The organism is Vibrio sp. 10N.222.52.B7 (assembly GCF_041474275.1).
In the GTDB taxonomy this organism is placed as follows: Bacteria; Pseudomonadota; Gammaproteobacteria; order Enterobacterales; family Vibrionaceae; genus Vibrio; species Vibrio crassostreae_C.
Genome location: NZ_JBFRTU010000001.1, coordinates 179,028 through 198,523, shown reverse-complemented (window position 1 = coordinate 198,523; position 19,496 = coordinate 179,028). Strand labels below are relative to the sequence as shown.

Annotated in this window: 13 protein-coding genes; 7 read left to right on the top strand and 6 right to left on the bottom strand. The window is 45.1% G+C overall.

From position 1 onward, the window contains the following. The first annotated feature begins 235 nt into the window (after positions 1-235). Positions 236-4,465 (top strand): formate dehydrogenase subunit alpha, encoded by a 4,230-nt coding sequence (fdhF, locus tag AB4512_RS00865; RefSeq protein ID WP_372174154.1) that lies wholly within the window; start codon positions 236-238, stop codon positions 4,463-4,465. Positions 4,466-4,589: 124 nt separating this feature from the next. Here fdhF and AB4512_RS00860 read toward each other — a convergent pair whose 3' ends face one another. The 6 genes from AB4512_RS00860 to AB4512_RS00835 form a co-directional block, all read right to left on the bottom strand. Further along, entirely contained in the window at positions 4,590-5,570 is a 981-nt protein-coding gene (locus tag AB4512_RS00860; protein WP_029235672.1) for an alpha-L-glutamate ligase-like protein, read from the bottom strand. Positions 5,571-5,573: 3 nt separating this feature from the next. Further along, positions 5,574-7,079, bottom strand: a complete 1,506-nt coding sequence (locus AB4512_RS00855) for an inactive transglutaminase family protein (protein ID WP_029235671.1) — start codon at positions 7,077-7,079, stop codon at positions 5,574-5,576. Positions 7,080-7,096: 17 nt separating this feature from the next. After that, entirely contained in the window at positions 7,097-7,837 is a 741-nt protein-coding gene (locus tag AB4512_RS00850; protein WP_017062085.1) for an ATP-dependent zinc protease, read from the bottom strand. 312 nt (positions 7,838-8,149) lie between these two features. Further along, positions 8,150-9,121 carry a tRNA 5-methoxyuridine(34)/uridine 5-oxyacetic acid(34) synthase CmoB gene (cmoB, locus tag AB4512_RS00845; RefSeq protein ID WP_017062084.1) on the bottom strand — a complete coding sequence of 324 codons (972 nt, stop codon included), beginning with the start codon at positions 9,119-9,121 and terminating at the stop codon, positions 8,150-8,152. Between the two features lie 186 nt (positions 9,122-9,307). Then, complete coding sequence (gene cmoA, locus AB4512_RS00840; protein WP_017062083.1) at positions 9,308-10,036, bottom strand: carboxy-S-adenosyl-L-methionine synthase CmoA; 729 nt, start codon at positions 10,034-10,036, stop codon at positions 9,308-9,310. Positions 10,037-10,175: 139 nt separating this feature from the next. Continuing rightward, entirely contained in the window at positions 10,176-11,081 is a 906-nt protein-coding gene (locus AB4512_RS00835; RefSeq protein ID WP_029235140.1) for a DUF72 domain-containing protein, read from the bottom strand. 314 nt (positions 11,082-11,395) lie between these two features. Here AB4512_RS00835 and aspS point away from each other — a divergent pair, with 314 nt between their 5' ends. The 6 genes from aspS (at position 11,396) to cydA (ending at position 19,487) form a co-directional block, all read left to right on the top strand. After that, positions 11,396-13,174, top strand: a complete 1,779-nt coding sequence (aspS, locus tag AB4512_RS00830) for an aspartate--tRNA ligase (protein ID WP_017062081.1) — start codon at positions 11,396-11,398, stop codon at positions 13,172-13,174. 171 nt (positions 13,175-13,345) lie between these two features. Beyond that, a complete protein-coding gene (ruvC, locus tag AB4512_RS00825) occupies positions 13,346-13,867 on the top strand; it encodes a crossover junction endodeoxyribonuclease RuvC (protein WP_004736470.1) in 522 nt (173 codons plus the stop codon). Between the two features lie 196 nt (positions 13,868-14,063). Further along, positions 14,064-15,524 (top strand): methyl-accepting chemotaxis protein, encoded by a 1,461-nt coding sequence (locus AB4512_RS00820; protein ID WP_372174152.1) that lies wholly within the window; start codon positions 14,064-14,066, stop codon positions 15,522-15,524. Between the two features lie 92 nt (positions 15,525-15,616). After that, positions 15,617-16,228 carry a Holliday junction branch migration protein RuvA gene (ruvA, locus tag AB4512_RS00815; protein WP_017076435.1) on the top strand — a complete coding sequence of 204 codons (612 nt, stop codon included), beginning with the start codon at positions 15,617-15,619 and terminating at the stop codon, positions 16,226-16,228. A gap of 103 nt (positions 16,229-16,331) precedes the next feature. Further along, a complete protein-coding gene (gene ruvB, locus AB4512_RS00810; protein ID WP_017083931.1) occupies positions 16,332-17,348 on the top strand; it encodes a Holliday junction branch migration DNA helicase RuvB in 1,017 nt (338 codons plus the stop codon). Positions 17,349-17,900: 552 nt separating this feature from the next. Then, entirely contained in the window at positions 17,901-19,487 is a 1,587-nt protein-coding gene (gene cydA, locus AB4512_RS00805; RefSeq protein WP_017062077.1) for a cytochrome ubiquinol oxidase subunit I, read from the top strand. Positions 19,488-19,496: the final 9 nt, after the last annotated feature.

Below are 19,496 nucleotides of genomic sequence, written 5' to 3'. Positions count from 1 at the left end.
CTTCTTACTTCTTACTTCTACAGCAGAACCCCTCCCGCTTAATCCTTTCGTCGACACTGATAAGACCACTCATACATTATGGTTATTATCAATGGAACTTGTTTGAGGTCACACGCACAAAACCACAAATAATGTATGGTAATGACATAGATTTAATAATATTAATAATATTGTATTACTTAAATTTTAATTGTTGATAACTCGCGTGTGCGAAAGGTAAAGGTAGGACTTAGGTATGATTCAAATCGTTATTGATGGGAAATATCGAATCGTCGAGCAAGGACAAACCGTTCTTGAAGCGGCAAAAACATGTGGTTTGGAAATCCCATCTTTATGTGGTTTGAATAAAACAGCGGATAAAGTGCCGTGTGATTTGTGTGTTGTGGAAGTTGATGGCGTTGGTGTTACTCGCTCTTGTGAGCTTGAAGTGTCTAATGGGCTGAATATTACCACTCAGTCAAAACAGTTAACGAATCATCGACAAGAAGCGTTGAATCGCATCATGACCGATCACTACGCTGACTGTGAGGCGCCATGCCAAACAGTCTGTCCTGCTGGGGTCGACATCCAATCTTACCTGCACCATATTGCTCAAAATGATCACATTAAAGCGATTGAAGTGATCAAAAAGACATTGCCAATGCCGCTTTCAATTGGTCGTGTGTGTCCTGCTTTCTGTGAAACCGAATGTCGTCGTAACTTGGTCGATGAATCCATTGCGATTCGCCAACTCAAACGACACGCTGCCGATGCGGATCTAGCGGCTCAAGAGAGCTACATGCCAGCTAAGAAACCGAATAAAGGCAAGAGTATTGCAATTGTCGGTAGTGGCCCCGGTGGGCTTACGGCGGGTTATTACCTATCTAACGAAGGCTATGATGTCAGTGTCTATGAGTCGATGCCGCAAGCGGGTGGTTGGCTGCGTTACGGTATCCCTGAATATCGCTTACCTAAGTCGATTCTAGATAAAGAAATCGAGTTGATGTGTCGCAACGGAATGGTGGTTGAGTGCGGTAAAAAACTCGGTGTTGATTTTACACTGTCTGATTTAAGTAACGATTTTGATGCGGTTTGTTTAGCCGTTGGTGCATCGCAAGCGGTCGAGATGAATTACCCGGGTAGCGAACTCGGAGGTTGTTATTTGGGTGTCGATTATCTGAAAGATTACGTGACCGATCAGCAGTACGTCACTGGTAAAAAGGTTGCCGTGATCGGTGGCGGTAATACAGCGATTGACTGTGCTCGAACCGCAGTTCGTGATGGCGCGGATACTACGCTGATTTATCGTCGTACTCGAGATGAGATGCCAGCAGAAGATTACGAAATCGAAGAAGCTGAACATGAGGGTGTGAAGTTTCACTTCTTAACCAACCCTGCAGAAAACATAGCCGATGAAAATGGTCATGTATCAGAAATACGATTAGAACGAATGGCTTTGGGTCCTGCTGATGCTTCAGGCCGCCGCAGCCCTAAACCAACTGGCGAGTTCTTTGTTGAAGCGTTTGATACGGTTATTGCTGCCGTGTCGCAAAAGCCTGATCTGAGTTTTATGGACAATGAAGCAATTGATATTCCTCTTACTCGTTGGAATACCGCAGATGCTGATCCACAAACCATGCATACCGGAACCGGAAATATTTTCAGTATTGGTGATTTCCGACGCGGCCCTGCAACTGCAGTCGAAGCGGTTGGGGATGGGCGTATTGCTGCACAAGCGATCGATCGCTTCTTCCATGGTGATATGGAAAATATTCCGGCTAAACCGTTTAACTCAAGAAAGCACAAACAGCTCAAAGCGGTGGATCCTGAGCAATACAAATCTATACAACGCATGGCGCGCAAGATCATGCCTGAGCTAACGCCCGAACAGCGTGAACAAAGCTTCGATGAAGTAGAAACAGGGTTTGATAATGCCGATGCAATCGCTGAAGCTGCAAGATGTCTAGAGTGTGGCTGCCAAGCTAATACAGATTGCGACCTACGAGACTACTCGACTGAATACAAAGCAACGCAAACCCATCCTGAATACAAAATCGATGTGGCTTCGAATGAGAGTTGGCAGGCGATTCGTGCTGAAGAAGCGAAGGTCGGGTTAACAAGACAAAAATTTTCGGTCGATGACAGTTCTGAGTTCATTATCTTTGACGCTAACCGCTGTATTAGTTGTGGCCAGTGTATCCAAGCGTGTCGAGAACAGAATGTTCATGGCGTTCTAAGCTTCATGAATCAATCGGATGGCAAACCTGCATCAAGACCTGAATGTCGTCCTAACTTTGGGGCGGACAAGACCTTAATGGGCGACTCAAACTGCGTTCAATGCGGATCGTGTATTCAGGCGTGTCCAACCGGTGCAATGGTCGATGCTCGCGACAGAAAGCAGGGAGACACAGACGTACTCAAGAAAGTCGATACCATCTGCACTTATTGCGGTGTGGGTTGTAAGTTAACCATGCATATCGATGAGCAGAAAAACAAAATTCGCTATATCGAAGGCGGAGACTCTCCGGTTAATGAAGGCATGTTGTGTGTTAAGGGACGATTTGGCTTCGATTTTGTGGGCAGCGATGCGCGTTTAACCACACCATTAATTCGTAAAGATGGCTGGTTGCAACCTGCAAGTTGGGATGAGGCAGTTAAGCTTATTGCCGAGAAGTTTACTGCGATTAAGCAAGGCTTTGGCAGTAACGCTTTAGCGGGGTTCTCGTCGGCGAAAACCACCAATGAAGATAACTATGCCTTCCAAAAATTCATACGTCGTGAACTCGGTACCAATAACGTCGATCACTGTGCGCGCCTTTGTCACGCATCTACTGTTACTGGTTTAGAGGCTTCGCTAGGTAGCGGGGCGATGACCAATGATATTCCAAGCATCAAGCACTCAGATGTGATCTTTATTATTGGCTCCGACACCACGTCAGCACACCCAATTATTGGCTCGCATATCAAGCAAGCTGTGAGACATGGTGGAGCGAGATTGATCGTTGCCGATCCAAAACGAATCGATATTGCTGACCATGCTGAACTTTATTTAGCGCACCGACCGGGTACTGATGTAATGTTGATCAATGGTGTGATGCAGCAAATCATCAAACACGGTTGGTACGACCAAGAGTATATCGAAGACCGTGTGGATGGCTTTGATACCTTGCTTCAAGAGGTAATGTCACCAAGTTATTCACTAGACAAAGTGGAGCTGGTAACTGGCGTTAAAGCGGAAGACATCTTCGCAATGGCGCGATTGATTGGTACTGCAGAGCGTACAGCGGTGTACTACTCGATGGGCATTACGCAACATACCACTGGTCACGATAACGTTCGATCAATCGCTAACCTACAGCTCTTGTGTGGCAATATCGGAATTGAAGGCGGCGGTATCAACCCATTACGTGGTCAATCCAATGTTCAGGGTGCGTGTGACATGGGCGCATTGCCAAATAACCTTCCGGGTTATCAGAAAGTGTACAACCCAATGGTTCGTCAAAAATTCGCGATGGAGTGGGGTGTTTCTGACCTACCGGCTGAAACAGGCTTAACGTTGACCGAAATTATTGATGGAGCGTGTCATCGAGATGTTCGTGGTCTGTACGTAATGGGCGAGAACCCAGTGCTGAGTGACCCGAACCAAGCGCATGTGATTGAAGGTCTTGAAGCGTTAGATTTCCTCGTGGTTCAAGATATTTTCTTAACCGAAACCGCTCAATATGCCGATGTGGTGCTACCGTCTTGCTCGTTTGCTGAGAAGTCTGGTCATTTTACTAATACCGAGCGTCGTGTTCAGCGTATTAACCCGGCGGTATTGCCTCCAGGTGAAGCGAAAGAAGATTGGGTGATTATCCAAATGTTGGCTAATGCGATGGGCGGCAATTGGGAATATGACTCGGTTGCTGATATCACCAATGAGATAGCGCGTGTCACGCCACAGTATGGTGGTTTACGTTGGGAGAACATTACGGTGAACGGCGTGCAATGGCCAAGTAATAAGAACAACCCTGATGGCACACGTATCATGCACCAGACCCAATTTACGCGTGGGCGTGGTCAAATGGAGGCGATTCCGTTTAGATACGCTGCTGAGCTACCGGATGCGGAATACCCGTTAGTATTAACGACAGGCCGTATTCTAGAACAGTTCCACACCGGAACCATGACACGTAAAACAAAAGGGTTGGATAACTTAGCAGGGCCGCGTGCCATGGTGAGTGTTCATGATGCTGAAGCGCTAGGTATCTCGAATGGTCAGATGCTTAAGGTCTCAACACGTCGTGGTGAAATCGAAATCGCGGCCTTTGTGACTAAACGAATGCAAAAGGGTGTGGTATTTATTCCATTCCATTTTGTTGAATCACCAGTTAACCGTTTGACTACCACAGCGACTGATCCACACGCGAAGATCCCTGAATTTAAGGTGGCGGCTGTGCGTATTGATCCTATTCGTGAGCCTGAGTGTGAAGTAACAGAGGCTTAATCATATTAGCTCGGTGAAGACGGCTGGCATTAAAAAGCCGCGTAACTCTCAGAGTTATGCGGCCTTTTTATCGAGCTAGATTCAGTATCAATAACTGAGTCGTTTCGCTTTAATTTAGATGAGCTTAGTTTTGAACAATTTCGCTACCGTGAACGCCAAATTGCTTAGCAGCGTAGGCAACGCGCTCTGCTGGTTTTGGGTATTCAGCCGGTGTGCCCAGGTTTTCAATATGATGCAAGCGAGGTAATAAACCTGCGCCGTTTGCAATCTGTATTGCTAATCCAGGGCGAGCGTTTAGCTCCAGTACCATCGGGCCTTCTTCTTGGTCTAAAACCATGTCCGTACCCATGTAACCAAGGCCTGTCATTTCCCAAGCACTTGATGCAAGTGTCAGCAGCTTTTCCCAATGGGGTACTTGTAGTAGCGCCAACTCTTTACCCGTATCTGGGTGGTGAGTCACTGGGTGGTCAAATTGAACCGCACGAACGGCTTTACCCGTAGCGATACAAATACCTACGCCCACAGCACCTTGGTGCAAGTTAGCTTTACCATCAGAAGCCGAAGTCGATAGACGCATCATCGCCATTACAGGGTAGCCCTTGAATACAATGATTCGTACATCTGGTACACCCTCGTAACTGAAGCCGTCAAAACACTCGTCAAACTTGATGAGGTTTTCAACTACAGCAACATCGTTCTTACCACCGAGTGAGAAAAGACCCGCGAGAGCGTTACTGATGTGGCGCTCTACGTCTTCTTCATTGATAGTCGAACCCGATGGCTTGGTGTAAACGCCGTCCTTGTGAGAAGTCACAACAAGGATTCCTTTACCGCCGCTGCCTTGAGCTGGCTTGATTACGAAACCCGGCCACTCTTTTACCATCTTGTGGATTGTTTTTACTTCAGCTTGATGACCAATAACGCCAATCAGTTTTGGCACAGTAGCGCCAGCCTGTTCAGCAATGATTTTAGTCTTAAGCTTGTCATCAACGAGTGGATACTTGGAACGATCATTGTAGCGACCAATATAACTATGGTTACGCTTGTTCATTCCCATTATGCCTTTGTCTTTCAACCTAAACGGTGAAGTAAACTGATCAAACATAACTTAGTCCTCCGCTAGCGGTTTAAAGCGACGAAGCTCGGTTAGACGGTATCCTGTGTAGTTACCTAGTAGCAAGATGGTCGCTAGAATAACAAGTTGTAAACCAATAAAGTTAAACGTTAAGTGCTGAATGAACGGGTTAGTCATGCCTAAGTAAACAAGAACCGCAGTAAATAGAGAACCACCACCTTGCAGCATTACTTCTTTCGCGCCTTCTTCTTCCCATAGGATAGACATACGTTCGATAGTCCAAGATAGGATAATCATTGGGAAGAACGTAATGGATAGACCTTCAGTCAGACCCACTTTAAACGCGACCACAGTGAATACAGAAATAATCATGATTACCGTGATGATTACGGCGGATATCCTGGCGACCAGTAGTAAGTTGAGCTTGGATAAGTAACTTCGAATAATAAGACCTGTACCTACGATAAGTAGGAAGCCGACAATACCCGTTACCAATTGTGTTTGTACAAAGGCTACCGCAATCAGTACAGGCATGAACGTACCAGACGTTTTCAGACCGATGATGACACGTAGGAACACAACAATCAGAGCACCGATAGGAATCAGCATGATGGTTTTAAACATCGCTTGCTCTTCTAGCGGCAGACTATGAATGGAAAGGTTTAACAGTTGATCCGCAGAGACTTTACTGTTGGTTGCTTCAGTGGGAGTCACCTCCTGAGCAATCATCGAGAAGTGAACTTTACTGTTCTGACCGCCAACCACGTCTAATAGAGATACATTTGATTCATCCCAAATTAGCAGGTTTGGCTGAACTTGCTGTTCGCTTGATTCAGGAGAGAATAAAACCCATTGGTCGTTATCCCAGATCTGGTTCATTTGCTGGATAGATTGACGACGACGTCCATCTTCTAGCTCGATAACACCAACCACTTTATTGTGAATGTTTGCTGCTGAAAGTAGCTTGTGTGTCGCTTCCACTTTAGTCATGTTATTCAGAATAAGCGCTGAGTTTTGGCTGTCTGGATCGTTAAGTGTTTTGATGAGCTCACGGGTAAAAGTGAGGTTGTCTGCAGAACGCTTTGTCGCTCTATCAATCAATGCAAAAGAAGCGGCTTCTTCAGGGCCGTCGAAGCTTGGCTGTGCGACTTCGCCTTCTGGCGGTATAGCATCAACTTTTGCTTGGTTGTCGACTAGGAATTGTGTTTTGTAGTAGATAGTTTGAGGGCCATCTGCGTATCGAATAGACCACTCTGCGCGGCGACCTGATTCGGTATTCAAGTAAGAGATACCATAACCTGGCGATGAAGCCGATTCGCCGATAAGTGTGTAGTTAGACTGAGTATGAGGAGCCGCTAAGGAAACTTTTGCTTCTTTGCCTACTGCGTTGAACTCGATGCGAGCTTCAACGTCCCAAACCTGTCTGGTTTCCCCTGGAGTCCAAGGTACACCGTAGGTCGTATGTCTGAACATACTCAGTGTTATACCTGCCACAATAAGCAGGAATATAGAGATATAAAATGGAATTCTTGACGTCATAGCTTACCCTACTATTGTTATTTAACTTCCGTTTGTACGTACTTTTTACTTACATCTACTAGCGCTATGTCTTTGATAAATTCGCGCCCTAGTAACACAGGGTGACTCATTTGAGAGCGATCCGCCAATGTAAATTGCGCTTTTTCATGGATTTTTCCAACTTTCACCCATAATTCGATCACAGCTCGACGTTCTGCTTGATCATTGGTTGATTGACGGATTTTTACATAACGTACAACAGGCGCTTCAATCCATTTCTGGTCTTCTTTAGCTTGGGCTTTGTCGTCTAGGTGAAATTTAACCCAGTTCTTGCCGTTACGTTCGAATTCTTTGATATCGACAGCGTTTAAAGAAGAGGTGGTTGCACCTGTATCAACACGAGCATCAAAGCTTTGCTTGATAGAGTCGATAAACACTTTTTCGATGCCGCCAAGGATAGTCGGTTGTGATATAGGAGCGATAGGAGCAACGGCAATAGCGACCGGTTCCTCTTCCTCTAGCTCTTCAATAACCTTGTGTTCCATGCTCGTTAGATGGGTATCTAATTGACTAGAAAGGGTAGTAATTTCGTCTTCTAAGCTTTCAATATAGTCACTTTGATTGCTTAGTTGCAGTTCAAGATTTTGAACCTTATTTGCGATGTTTGTCTCTGAGCGGGAAATAGCGTCGAGAGTTTCTTGGTGGTAGGTAGCACCATTTGTAAGAGTACAACCAGAGAGCAAACCAACCGCCACAATAGGCGATAATCGCTTAAACATAAAAAAACCTTTGAGAATTAGAGAATAGTTCAGACTATTTAGAAGTTTAGCCCACAAAAAAGGATGCGTGAAGCATCCTATTGTAAGAGTCTGGTCATATTGAATCGCAATGTGAGCGCTACGCCAATTATTGCTATTTGGAATAGCTCACTTATTAAACACAAGTCAATTTTTGTTCAATTCTTAAGCTAAGGAAGCAAGGTTCACCGCGAAATTAACAGTGGCTTTTTGACCATGCAAGCAATTGTTTTGCTGCCTTAATAGGCTTGAGCTTTATTTACTCAATATGCCACTGCTTTGTGGGCAGTAAATCTATGGCTTTGTTGCTACCAGAATCGCACGTCTCGGTGCAGGGTGACCTTCAACCGTTTTACTTGGATCGTTCGGATCGAGGTAATCTGGAAGAGAGTTGTGTGTCATCCATTCTGTGGTGCGTTGTTCACCAATTGTCGTGACATTTTCGTCAACGATTCGTACGTCTTCAAAACCAACTTGTTCTAGCCAGCGTTTCAGTGCGCGAGCTGAAGGGAAGAAGTAGACGTTTCTCATTTGCGCGTAACGGTCAACCGGAACTAATACTGCGTTCTCATCGCCTTCAATCACCAAGGTTTCAAGAACCAGTTCACCGCCAGACACCAATTGGTCTTTCAGTTGAATCAAGTGGTCCAGTGGTGAACGACGATGGTAAAGCACGCCCATGCTGAATACCGTGTCGTAGGCTTCTAGCTTTGGGAGCTGCTCAATACCTAGAGGTAATAGGTGAGCTCGTTGGTCATCGCCCATCAACTTACGAATTGCTTCAAACTGAACCAAGAATAGGTGGGAAGGATCGATACCAACCGTTAAGCGAGCACCTTCACCCAGCATGCGCCACATGTGGTAACCATTGCCACAACCTACATCGAGAACCGAACGGTTTTTTAATGGAGATATATGTGGAAGCACACGATCCCATTTCCAGTCACTGCGCCACTCTGTATCGATATGGATGTCGTGAACCGTATAAGGACCTTTTCTCCACGGGTGGAAAGTCTTCAATAAGCTTTCTAGCTTTTTCAGTTCGCCTGTGTGGTATGGCGTAGAACTACCAATCGTCACTGAATTTTTCAGGTCAACTTGATCTGGCACGTCTTGTGGAATCTTGTTTAGTGCACGTAGCCAGCGGTCAAAGTCACCGTGCTCTGCATTTTGCCAATCGGTCAGTTGCTGTGGCAGGACATTTAGCCACGGCTGAAGGCGAGTATCTTGGGCAATAAGTTGATAAAAATTGGCAAAATTAAACATAGGTTTTCACTGAGTTGGTGGTGTAGAAATTAAATTTGTCACTCCATTAAGAGTGTGGACAAACATGCTAGGGAATCTCGTTTATCGTGTTTGATAAGAGATCCCCAATTCGTTTGTTCCTCGCTCTTGAGGATGACATTTTAGTACGTGCTAACGGTGTCGCGACGGTTACGTAATCTAAAATGTTTACTTTATCGCGAACATTGAACCAAAGTTGAAACATTGGAACCAGACTTCGCTGCTTGAGAAGCCAATCTTATCAAATCGCTCTCTGTGAACAGGGATCGAATCCGGGCGCATCACGTTTTCAATTGCGCTACGTTTCTGACTTACTTCTAGCTCGCTGTACCCGTTAGCACGTTTGAAATCATGGTGCAGGTCGATAAGCAGTTCATTTGAGCTTTCATCTTCGAATACGTATTTTTCTGACAGGATTAAGATCCCGCCTGGGCGCAGGCCAGCATGAATTTTCTCAAGCAGAGCGTATCGATCGTCTGGAGAAAGAAATTGCAGCGTAAAGTTAAGCACCACAACAGAAGCGTCTTTGATTTCCACTTCACGGATGTCGGCTTCAATCACTTCTACCGGTGTGTCACTGCGGTAAGCATTTACGTGCAATTTGCAGCGCTCAACCATGGCTTCTGAATTATCGATCGCGAAAATCGTGCAGCCTTCTTGCTGAATGTGACGACGCATAGAAAGTGTCGCAGCACCAAGCGAGCAGCCAAGGTCGTAAATATTTGAGTGTGGCTTTACAAAGCGCTCAGCCAGCATGCCGATTGCAGAGATGATATTGCTATAGCCAGGCACCGAACGTTGAATCATATCCGGAAATACTTCAGCAACCCTTGCATCAAAGGTGAAGTCTCCAATTTTATCAATAGGAGCGGAAAAGATATTGTCTGTGTTGCTCATAGCATTTTCTCTCGACAGTCAGCGTAATTGGCACAAAATTCGTACCAAATAAAAGGGGGCGTATTTTACGTAAAAAAAACGCCACTGTCACGAAAACTGAGATTTAGCTCAAGGTTCGAAGCCACTTACAAGTGAGAGGTTAAAACATCGAGATTTGGTGATTGCCTTTTTGAGCTGGAAACTGAGCCAGTTCGGGCAGTAATAATGAAGTATTTTCAGAGACTTGCTTTTGTAGCCTCTTATAAATAGCAATCGCAAGTTCAGGTGCGTGGTTATTGTCTGGGGTGTGGATCATTAAATAGGGCTGCTTGCCTTCATTAAGCCAGTTTGGGATTTTGGCAAACCAAGGCTTAAAAAACTCAATATTAGGTTCTTGGTCTGGGTGACCAATAAATCGAATCATCGGGTTATTGGCGGTAGCAATTGCATGAACAGGAACACGCGGTTTTTTCTGATGCGCATCGATCACCGCTTCTGTGGTGGGTGGCGCAGAGAAAACGGGGCGGCTGTCCATAATGATGCGATTGATGCCTTCCTCAACCAGCCATTGGTTGAAGCGTTTTTCCGCATCGCCCTTATCAAAGAAACCTAAGTGTCGAACTTCGACGCCAAGCTGCATATCTTTTGGGAATAAGGTGCAAAACTTTTGTAGGGCAGGCAGCATGCTGGGCTCAAAACTGTGCGGCAGCTGAATCGTCCATTGACCAATACGGTCATGCAGTGGCGACATCGTCATCAAGAACTCTTTGAGTTCGGCTTGGCAGTGTCTCAGTTGTTGCTGGTGGGTGATGAATTTGGGCAATTTGAAGGTGAACTTGAAATCATCGTGACTGGCGGCTTTCCAATTGTGAACGGTAGACATACTTGGCGTAGCGTAAAAGGTGGTGTTGCCCTCAACGGTATGGAAAACTTGGGTGTATTTTTCCAAACGTTCGGCAGGCTTGGTGCCTTTACCGTAGAACTGACTTTGCCACTCAGAATGAGACCACATAGTTAATCCAAGTCTTAGAGGTAAAGTTTCTGTTGTTATTACACGATTATCCATCTATTACACCGTTATCCATCACGCCATCAGTCATTACAAAAAGTTTTTGGGTTGAAATGAAAATCTACTCTACGAGAGTTTTGCTGATTAAGGTACTTTCGAGATATAATTATCGCAATTTTTTCGGTTTTGATGAATCTTTGCGCACTTGATGGGCTAAAAAGCAGCAAAGCCAGATAAAACACAATAAATTCGAATGTGGAAGGTCGATTTTAAGCGAGTTTCCGCGTATAAATGATCCTTTGCTCTGTAGGGCTATTTTGACACCTACAGCTTGGAAATTAGTAAATTATTAAGAGATTGGGAAATTCATTATGCGTACCCATTACTGTGGTAACCTGAACAAGTCCCTGGCGGGACAAACTGTAGAATTGTGCGGCTGGGTAAACCGTCGCCGTGATTTAGGCGGTCTTATCTTTATTGATATGCGTGATCGTGAAGGCATCGTTCAGGTTGTTGTCGATCCAGATATGAAAGATATCTTCCCGATCGCTAACCAACTGCGTAATGAATTCTGTATCAAGTTTACTGGTGAAGTACGTGTTCGTCCGGACAGCCAAGTAAATAAAGACATGGCTACTGGTGAAGTAGAACTTTACGCGACTGGTCTAGAGATCATCAACCGTTCAGAAGCGCTTCCACTAGACTTCAACCAAACGAACTCTGAAGAGCAGCGTCTTAAGTACCGTTACATCGATCTTCGTCGTCCAGAAATGAGCGACCGTATCAAGCTTCGTGCACGTGCTTCTAGCTTCGTTCGTCGTTTCCTAGATGAGAACCTATTCCTAGACATCGAAACGCCAGTACTAACAAAAGCGACACCAGAAGGTGCTCGTGACTACCTAGTACCAAGCCGTGTTCATAAAGGTAGCTTCTACGCACTTCCTCAATCTCCTCAGCTTTTCAAGCAACTGCTGATGATGTCTGGTTTTGACCGTTACTACCAAATCGTTAAATGTTTCCGTGATGAAGATTTACGTGCTGACCGTCAGCCTGAATTTACTCAAATCGATATCGAAACATCTTTCATGACTTCTCAAGAAGTACGTAACGTGACTGAGAAGCTTGTTCACGATATGTGGAAAGAACTTCTAGATGTTGAACTAGGCCAATTCCCAGTAATGCCTTTCTCTGAAGCGATTCGTCGTTTCGGTTCTGATAAGCCAGATCTACGTAACCCACTAGAGCTAGTGGACGTTGCTGACTTGGTTAAAGATGTTGAATTCAAGGTATTCTCTGGCCCAGCTAACGACGAAAAAGGTCGCGTAGCAGTTATCCGTGTTCCAGGTGGTGCTAAGCTAACTCGTAAGCAAATCGACGGCTACGCTGAACACGTAAACATCTACGGCGCGAAAGGCCTAGCTTGGATGAAGGTTAACGACCGTGCTGCAGGCATGGAAGGTATTCAATCTCCAGTTGCTAAATTCCTAAGCGAAGACGTAATCAACGGTATTCTAGATCGTACTCAAGCTGAATCTGGCGATATCATTCTGTTCGGCGCAGACAAAGCGGGCATCGTTGCTGAAGCAATGGGCGCACTTCGTCTTAAACTAGGTACGGATCTAGAGCTAACAGACACATCTGCATGGGCTCCACTGTGGGTTGTTGACTTCCCAATGTTCGAAGAAGACGGCGAAGGTAACCTACACGCAATGCACCACCCATTCACATCACCACTAGGTGTGAACGCGGAAGAGCTAAAAGCGAACCCAGCAGCAGCAAATTCTGATGCATACGACATGGTAATCAACGGCTACGAAGTAGGCGGCGGTTCTGTACGTATCCACAACGCAGAAATGCAAACAGCGGTATTTGGTATCCTAGGTATCGAAGCACAAGAGCAACAAGAGAAGTTCGGCTTCCTACTTGAAGCGCTTAAGTACGGCACGCCACCGCACGCTGGTCTAGCATTCGGTCTTGACCGTCTAGCAATGCTGCTTTGTGGTACTGAGAACATCCGTGACGTTATCGCATTTCCGAAAACAACAGCTGCAGCATGTCTACTGACAGACGCGCCAAGCCTAGCGAACCCAGCATCACTGGAAGAGCTAGCAATCGCAGTTAAATTGGCAGAGAAAAAAGAGCAAGCGTAAGCCTGTTATCTTTTCTTGTTGATGAAGAGATCCTAGTTGATAGAGAGCTCTCAATTAATTAGCCAAGACTTGCCAGTAAATTAGAGAATGCCCGTTAATTTGACGGGCATTTTTTTTTGCGTTCGATATACTAAGCTCATAAAGCATGTATAAATAATCAGTATTGAAGTTATGTCTATTATCTTAGGAATTGACCCTGGCTCACGCATTACCGGTTACGGTGTTATTCGTCAAAATGGCCGCCACCTATATTACTTAGGGAGTGGTTGCATTCGCACCTCAGAAAAAGAGTTGCCGGGTCGACTCAAGCAGATCTATGCAGGTGTGAGCGAAATTATTACTCAGTTCCAACCGGATGTGTTTGCGATAGAGCAGGTCTTCATGGCTAAGAATGCAGACTCAGCGCTTAAGCTTGGGCAAGCTAGGGGCAGCGCGATCGTAGCGGCTGTAAATGCGGATTTGCCTGTTCATGAATACGCGGCTCGTTTAATCAAACAAGCGGTGACAGGCAATGGTGGTGCAGATAAGTCGATGGTTCAGAACATGGTGATGAGCATGCTTAAGTTACCCGCTAAACCACAGGCCGATGCTGCCGATGCTCTAGGCGTAGCGATCACTCACGCCAACACCAATAAAACCTTGGTAGCTCTTGCTGGTAAAGCGACAGGCGCGAGAAAAGGGCGCTACCGTTAATCCCATCCCTCTATTTTCTAATAGCTTGCATTACATGAGCCTTACGCCTCGTTTGGCTCAGTTCAAAACAATACGCCCCTAAATCCTTGATGAAATGAGATCTTTCGAACACAAACCAAATAATAACATTGCGCATCATTTAACATGTTATTAACATTGGTCAGAGGTCTAACAAGTTAATCAAGGATGATCACTGATGAACCCTATCAAGCTGTGGCGCGCGTTGTTTCTACCCAAAAGTAATGGGTGGAGTAACAACCAAGTCAGACAAGCCGATATCTTATTACTCTTTACCTTTATCGCCTTCTTTGTGGGTGTCTACAGCTTAATTAAATGGACAAAGCACGAAGAGCAACTTCTGATCACCACATCTGTATTCCTTATCGTGTTTGAACTGATCTCCGCACTGCTGTTGCGTGTTACCAGTAAACCCAGCCTTGCACTTAACTTTGGTTTTGTCGGGATGGCAGTACACGCTTTGAACATCATCTACCAAAGCGGTGGTGTGGTGGCGTCAACACAGGCTTATTGGGTGCCGTTGTTAGTGGTCGCTTTTTTCTTGTCGGGAACTCGAATTGTCGCCCTTGTATGGAGTGGGTTAGTGATTGGCGTTTCTTTGGTGATGACTTCAGCTCATCTTGATGGCTTTGAATTTCCGCAGTTAGTACTTACTCCGGAAGCGGTAGTGGTTGAAACGTGGTCTGGTGTGATCATGCCGATGGTGGTGATTTGCATTGCTCAAGCGTTTACCGCTAAGCAAAAAGAGGTGGCGATTGAAATGGCAGAAGATGCGATCTCGGAAAGCCAACAGATTGCCAATCAAGCGACGCAAAGTGAAGGTCGACTTTCTATTGTCCTAGACCAAGCTAACTCAAACTCTGAAAGCTTACAGGGCGTATCTGTCCATTTAGATCAGCAGTCTCAAGACCTGCATGCTCAAGTTGAAGTGTTGAACATCAATTGCGAATCTCAGGCGAGTGCAGCAGAACAGATGAGCCAACAACTGCATCAAATGACTCAAGGCATCGAAGAATCTAATTCATTTGTGGGTGAGCTAAAAGAGCGCAGCGAAGCGGTCGGAATGAAAGCGCAAAAGAGCTCTGAGTCACTAGAAGCCTCAACCAGTGCCATCAGCCAGATCATTCAAAGTAATCAAGAAATCATGAAAGTCGCTGATTTGATCACTTCCGTAGCCGAACAAACCAATTTATTGGCTCTCAATGCTGCAATCGAAGCTGCGCGCGCAGGTGAACAGGGACGAGGCTTTGCTGTGGTGGCCGATCAAGTGAGAGAGCTATCGGCGAAAAGCAGTCATTCAGCGATAGAGATTCGAACCTTGTTAGATCGCAGTAAAGAAGAAGTAGAAAACGGTCGAGCCATTATTGAAACTACGGCGAATGAAATGAACGGCATCATCTCAGAGGTGCAAACCATCTCAACAGATGTTAATCAGCTCACCAATATTATGGCAATGCAGATGAGCTCTCTGAAAGAACTCGATCTCGCGAGTTCAGAGGTGGCGCAGAGTGTTGCAGAAACTAAATCAGTATCGGGTTTAGTGGCCAATTATGGTTCTGAATTAACAGGCCATGTTACTTCGGTAAAAGAACTGGTTGAAAGCCTGAATAGTGTGGTTTCCCAAGCTAAGCAAGCTTAAATAAATCACCTTAATAAACACAAAGAACTGGATAAGCATCCAGTTCTTTTATATTCTGTCCCTCAAATAATATTCCATCAAGAGAGTGAATTGTGATCGGACGCCTCCGCGGTACATTAATAGAAAAACAGCCACCAGAGTTGCTAATCGAAGTCAGTGGTGTTGGTTATGAAGTACAAATGCCAATGAGCTGTTTTTATGAATTACCAAACGTTGGCGAAGAGGCAATTATCTACACTCACTTTGTCGTACGTGAAGATGCGCAACTACTTTATGGTTTCAATACGGTAAAAGAGCGTGCTCTGTTCCGTGAAGTCATCAAAGCAAATGGTGTAGGTCCTAAGCTAGGCCTTGGCATACTTTCAGGCATGACCGCTAGCCAGTTTGTTCAGAGTGTTGAACGTGAAGATATCTCTACGCTGGTTAAACTTCCGGGTGTGGGTAAGAAAACCGCAGAGCGTCTTGTCGTTGAAATGAAAGACCGCTTGAAAGGGTGGGGCGCAGGTGATCTGTTTACGCCTGCAACGGATGCAGCGCCTATGGACTCAATGCCAACAGTCCACGATGCTGAAGAAGAAGCAGTAAGCGCACTACTTGCATTGGGTTATAAACCAACTCAAGCCTCTAAAGTTGTTGCTCAAGTGGCTAAAGATGGCATGACAAGTGAACAATTGATTCGCGAAGCACTAAAGTCGATGGTTTAATACCTCATATACTTGTTCTACAAAATAGACTCATTCACTTTGCCTTTACACAGAGTCAAGAAGCGCAGAGTCAGGAAGAGCAGAGTTAGGAATAACAGAATTTATGATTGAAGCCGATCGCCTGATTGCACCGGATAATCCGGTCTTTAAAGATGAAGATGTCATTGATCGCGCAATACGCCCTAAAGCACTTGCCGACTATCAAGGTCAGGACCACGTTCGTAACCAGATGGAGATTTTCATTCAAGCCGCTCAAATGCGAAATGAAGCTCTGGATCATCTGTTGATTTTTGGCCCTCCCGGTTTAGGTAAAACCACGTTGGCAAACATTGTTGCCAATGAGATGGATGTGAGCATCCGTACCACTTCAGGCCCTGTTCTTGAGAAAGCCGGTGACCTTGCGGCGCTACTGACTAACCTTGAAGAAAATGATGTGCTGTTCATTGATGAGATCCACCGTCTAAGCCCAGTGGTTGAAGAGGTGTTGTATCCAGCAATGGAAGATTACCAATTAGATATCATGATTGGTGAAGGCCCTGCGGCACGTTCTATCAAGATTGATCTTCCTCCTTTCACTTTGATTGGCGCAACCACTCGCGCTGGCTCACTGACGTCTCCGTTACGTGACCGTTTCGGCATTACCCAGCGTCTTGAGTACTACAAAGTAGAAGATCTTCAAAATATCGTTCAACGCAGCGCGGATTGCCTTGGCCTATCTCTGGAGTCTGAAGGTGCATTAGAAATTGCTCGCCGTGCGCGTGGCACACCACGTATTGCTAACCGTCTACTACGTCGTGTTCGTGACTATGCGGAAGTGAAAGGCGATGGACATATTTGCCCAGACGTTGCAGATAAAGCACTCAACATGCTGGACGTTGACGCCAAAGGCTTTGACTACATGGATAGAAAGCTTCTGCTTGCGATAATGGAGAAGTTTGGCGGTGGTCCGGTTGGTATCGACAACATGGCAGCTGCGATTGGTGAAGAGAGAGACACCATTGAAGATGTGTTGGAGCCTTACTTGATTCAGCAAGGTTACTTACAAAGAACGCCAAGAGGTCGAATCGCGACCGACAGAGCGTATTTACACTTTGGAATAGATAAACCGTCTAATCGTTAAATTATTCATTTTCAAAGATCCCAGTTGCATAAGCGCTGGGATTTTTTGCTTTTTATTGAATAACAACTCTTTGAGCGATTCGATAAAAAGGCTGAATAGCCTCTGTCAAAAATGAAAACTTTGATTGCAGGTTTGATTTAGCTAGCAAAAAATGAAATAAGTTGTCATATTTTTTGTTAATGCTTTATAGGTAGTTGTAATTCGTATGTTGAAGTGGTGCTGAGCTTTTGTCACAGATATCATGCGCTGTTATTAACAGAGGCTAAATTGGTGTGATTTTAATCATGATTGTACAAAAATAACTCTAATTTGCTCGAATAAAATTGATACAAATCAACGCAAGGTTCTCCTATAAACCTTTTGAAACATACTGATTTTACCAGTAATATTAGCGCCAGCTATATTAGCTCATGCTTAACAATAATCTAACTATAACGGTACGTTTTTGCTACAAATTTCAATTTGTAATAACAATTACACAAATTGTTTTAACATGGATTTTTGCGGTGAATAATCACACAAGTGTCATTCAGCCGACACAAAGGAGTTACCATGATTGATGTTGTTGATCTGTCGCGATTGCAATTTGCATTTACAGCGATGTATCACTTCCTATTTGTTCCACTGACTTTAGGTATGGCATTTCTACTTGCCATTATGGAGTCAGTTTATGTAATGACTGGCAAGCAAATTTACAAGGACATGACTAAGTTCTGGGGTAAATTGTTTGGTATTAACTTTGCTCTTGGTGTAGCGACAGGCTTAACCATGGAGTTCCAGTTCGGTACTAACTGGTCTTACTATTCTCACTATGTTGGCGACATCTTTGGTGCTCCGCTGGCTATCGAAGCGCTTGTTGCATTCTTCCTAGAGTCTACTTTTGTTGGTCTTTTCTTCTTCGGTTGGGACAGATTGTCGAAGCGTCAGCACTTAGCGGTAACGTGGTTAGTAGCTCTTGGCTCTAACTTCTCAGCGCTTTGGATCTTGGTAGCGAACGGCTGGATGCAAAACCCAGTGGGTGCGGAATTTAACTTTGAAACCATGCGTATGGAAATGGTGAGCTTCGCTGAAGTTGTCCTAAACCCAGTAGCGCAGGTTAAATTCGTACACACAGTAGCGTCTGGTTACACTACGGGTGCAATGTTCATCCTTGGTATCAGCTCATACTACATTCTTAAAGGTCGTGACCTTGCCTTTGCTCGTCGTTCTTTTGCGATTGCAGCATCTTTCGGTATGGCGGCGATCTTGTCAGTAATCGTACTAGGTGATGAATCTGGTTACGAGCTTGGTGAAGTTCAAAAAGTGAAGCTCGCTGCTGTAGAAGCGGAATGGCACACTGAAGAAGCACCAGCAGCATTTACTGTTTTTGGTATTCCGAACCAAGAGACAATGAATACTGACTACGCAATTAAAATTCCTTACGTAATGGGTATCATCGCAACGCGTTCGCTTGATACTGAAGTAACGGGCCTACGTGACCTACGTGATGACCACGTTGATCGTATCCGTACTGGTATGTACGCGTACGAGCTGCTTGAAAAGCTACGTGCAGGCGATAAGTCTGAAGAAAACATGGCTGCGTTCGACGAAGTGAAAGGTGACCTAGGTTACGGCTTGCTTCTTAAGCGCTACACAGACGACGTTGTTGATGCAACTGAAGACCAAATCCAAATGGCTGCGGATGATTCTATCCCAACAGTTTGGCCTCTATTCTGGTCATTCCGTCTGATGGTTGCTTGTGGCTTCATCATGCTGTTTGTATTCGGTGCTGCGTTTGTTCAAACGTGTCGTCAGAAAATCGAACAGAAACCATGGGTACTTAAAGCTGCGCTATTCTCAATCCCACTTCCTTGGATTGCGATTGAAGCAGGTTGGTTCGTTGCTGAGTTTGGTCGTCAACCATGGGCGGTTGGTGAAATCCTACCGGTTAACGTTGCTGCATCAGCACTGACTATTGAACAGCTTTGGACTTCTCTATTCGCTATCCTGGCACTTTACACAGTGTTCTTGATTGCTGAAGTTTACCTAATGCTGAAATTCGCACGTAAAGGTCCAAGTAGCTTGAAGACAGGCCGTTACCACTTCGAACAAAACGATAACTCTGTTGAAGACAAAGTTAGCCGTTCAGTTGAAGTATAAGTGAGGGAA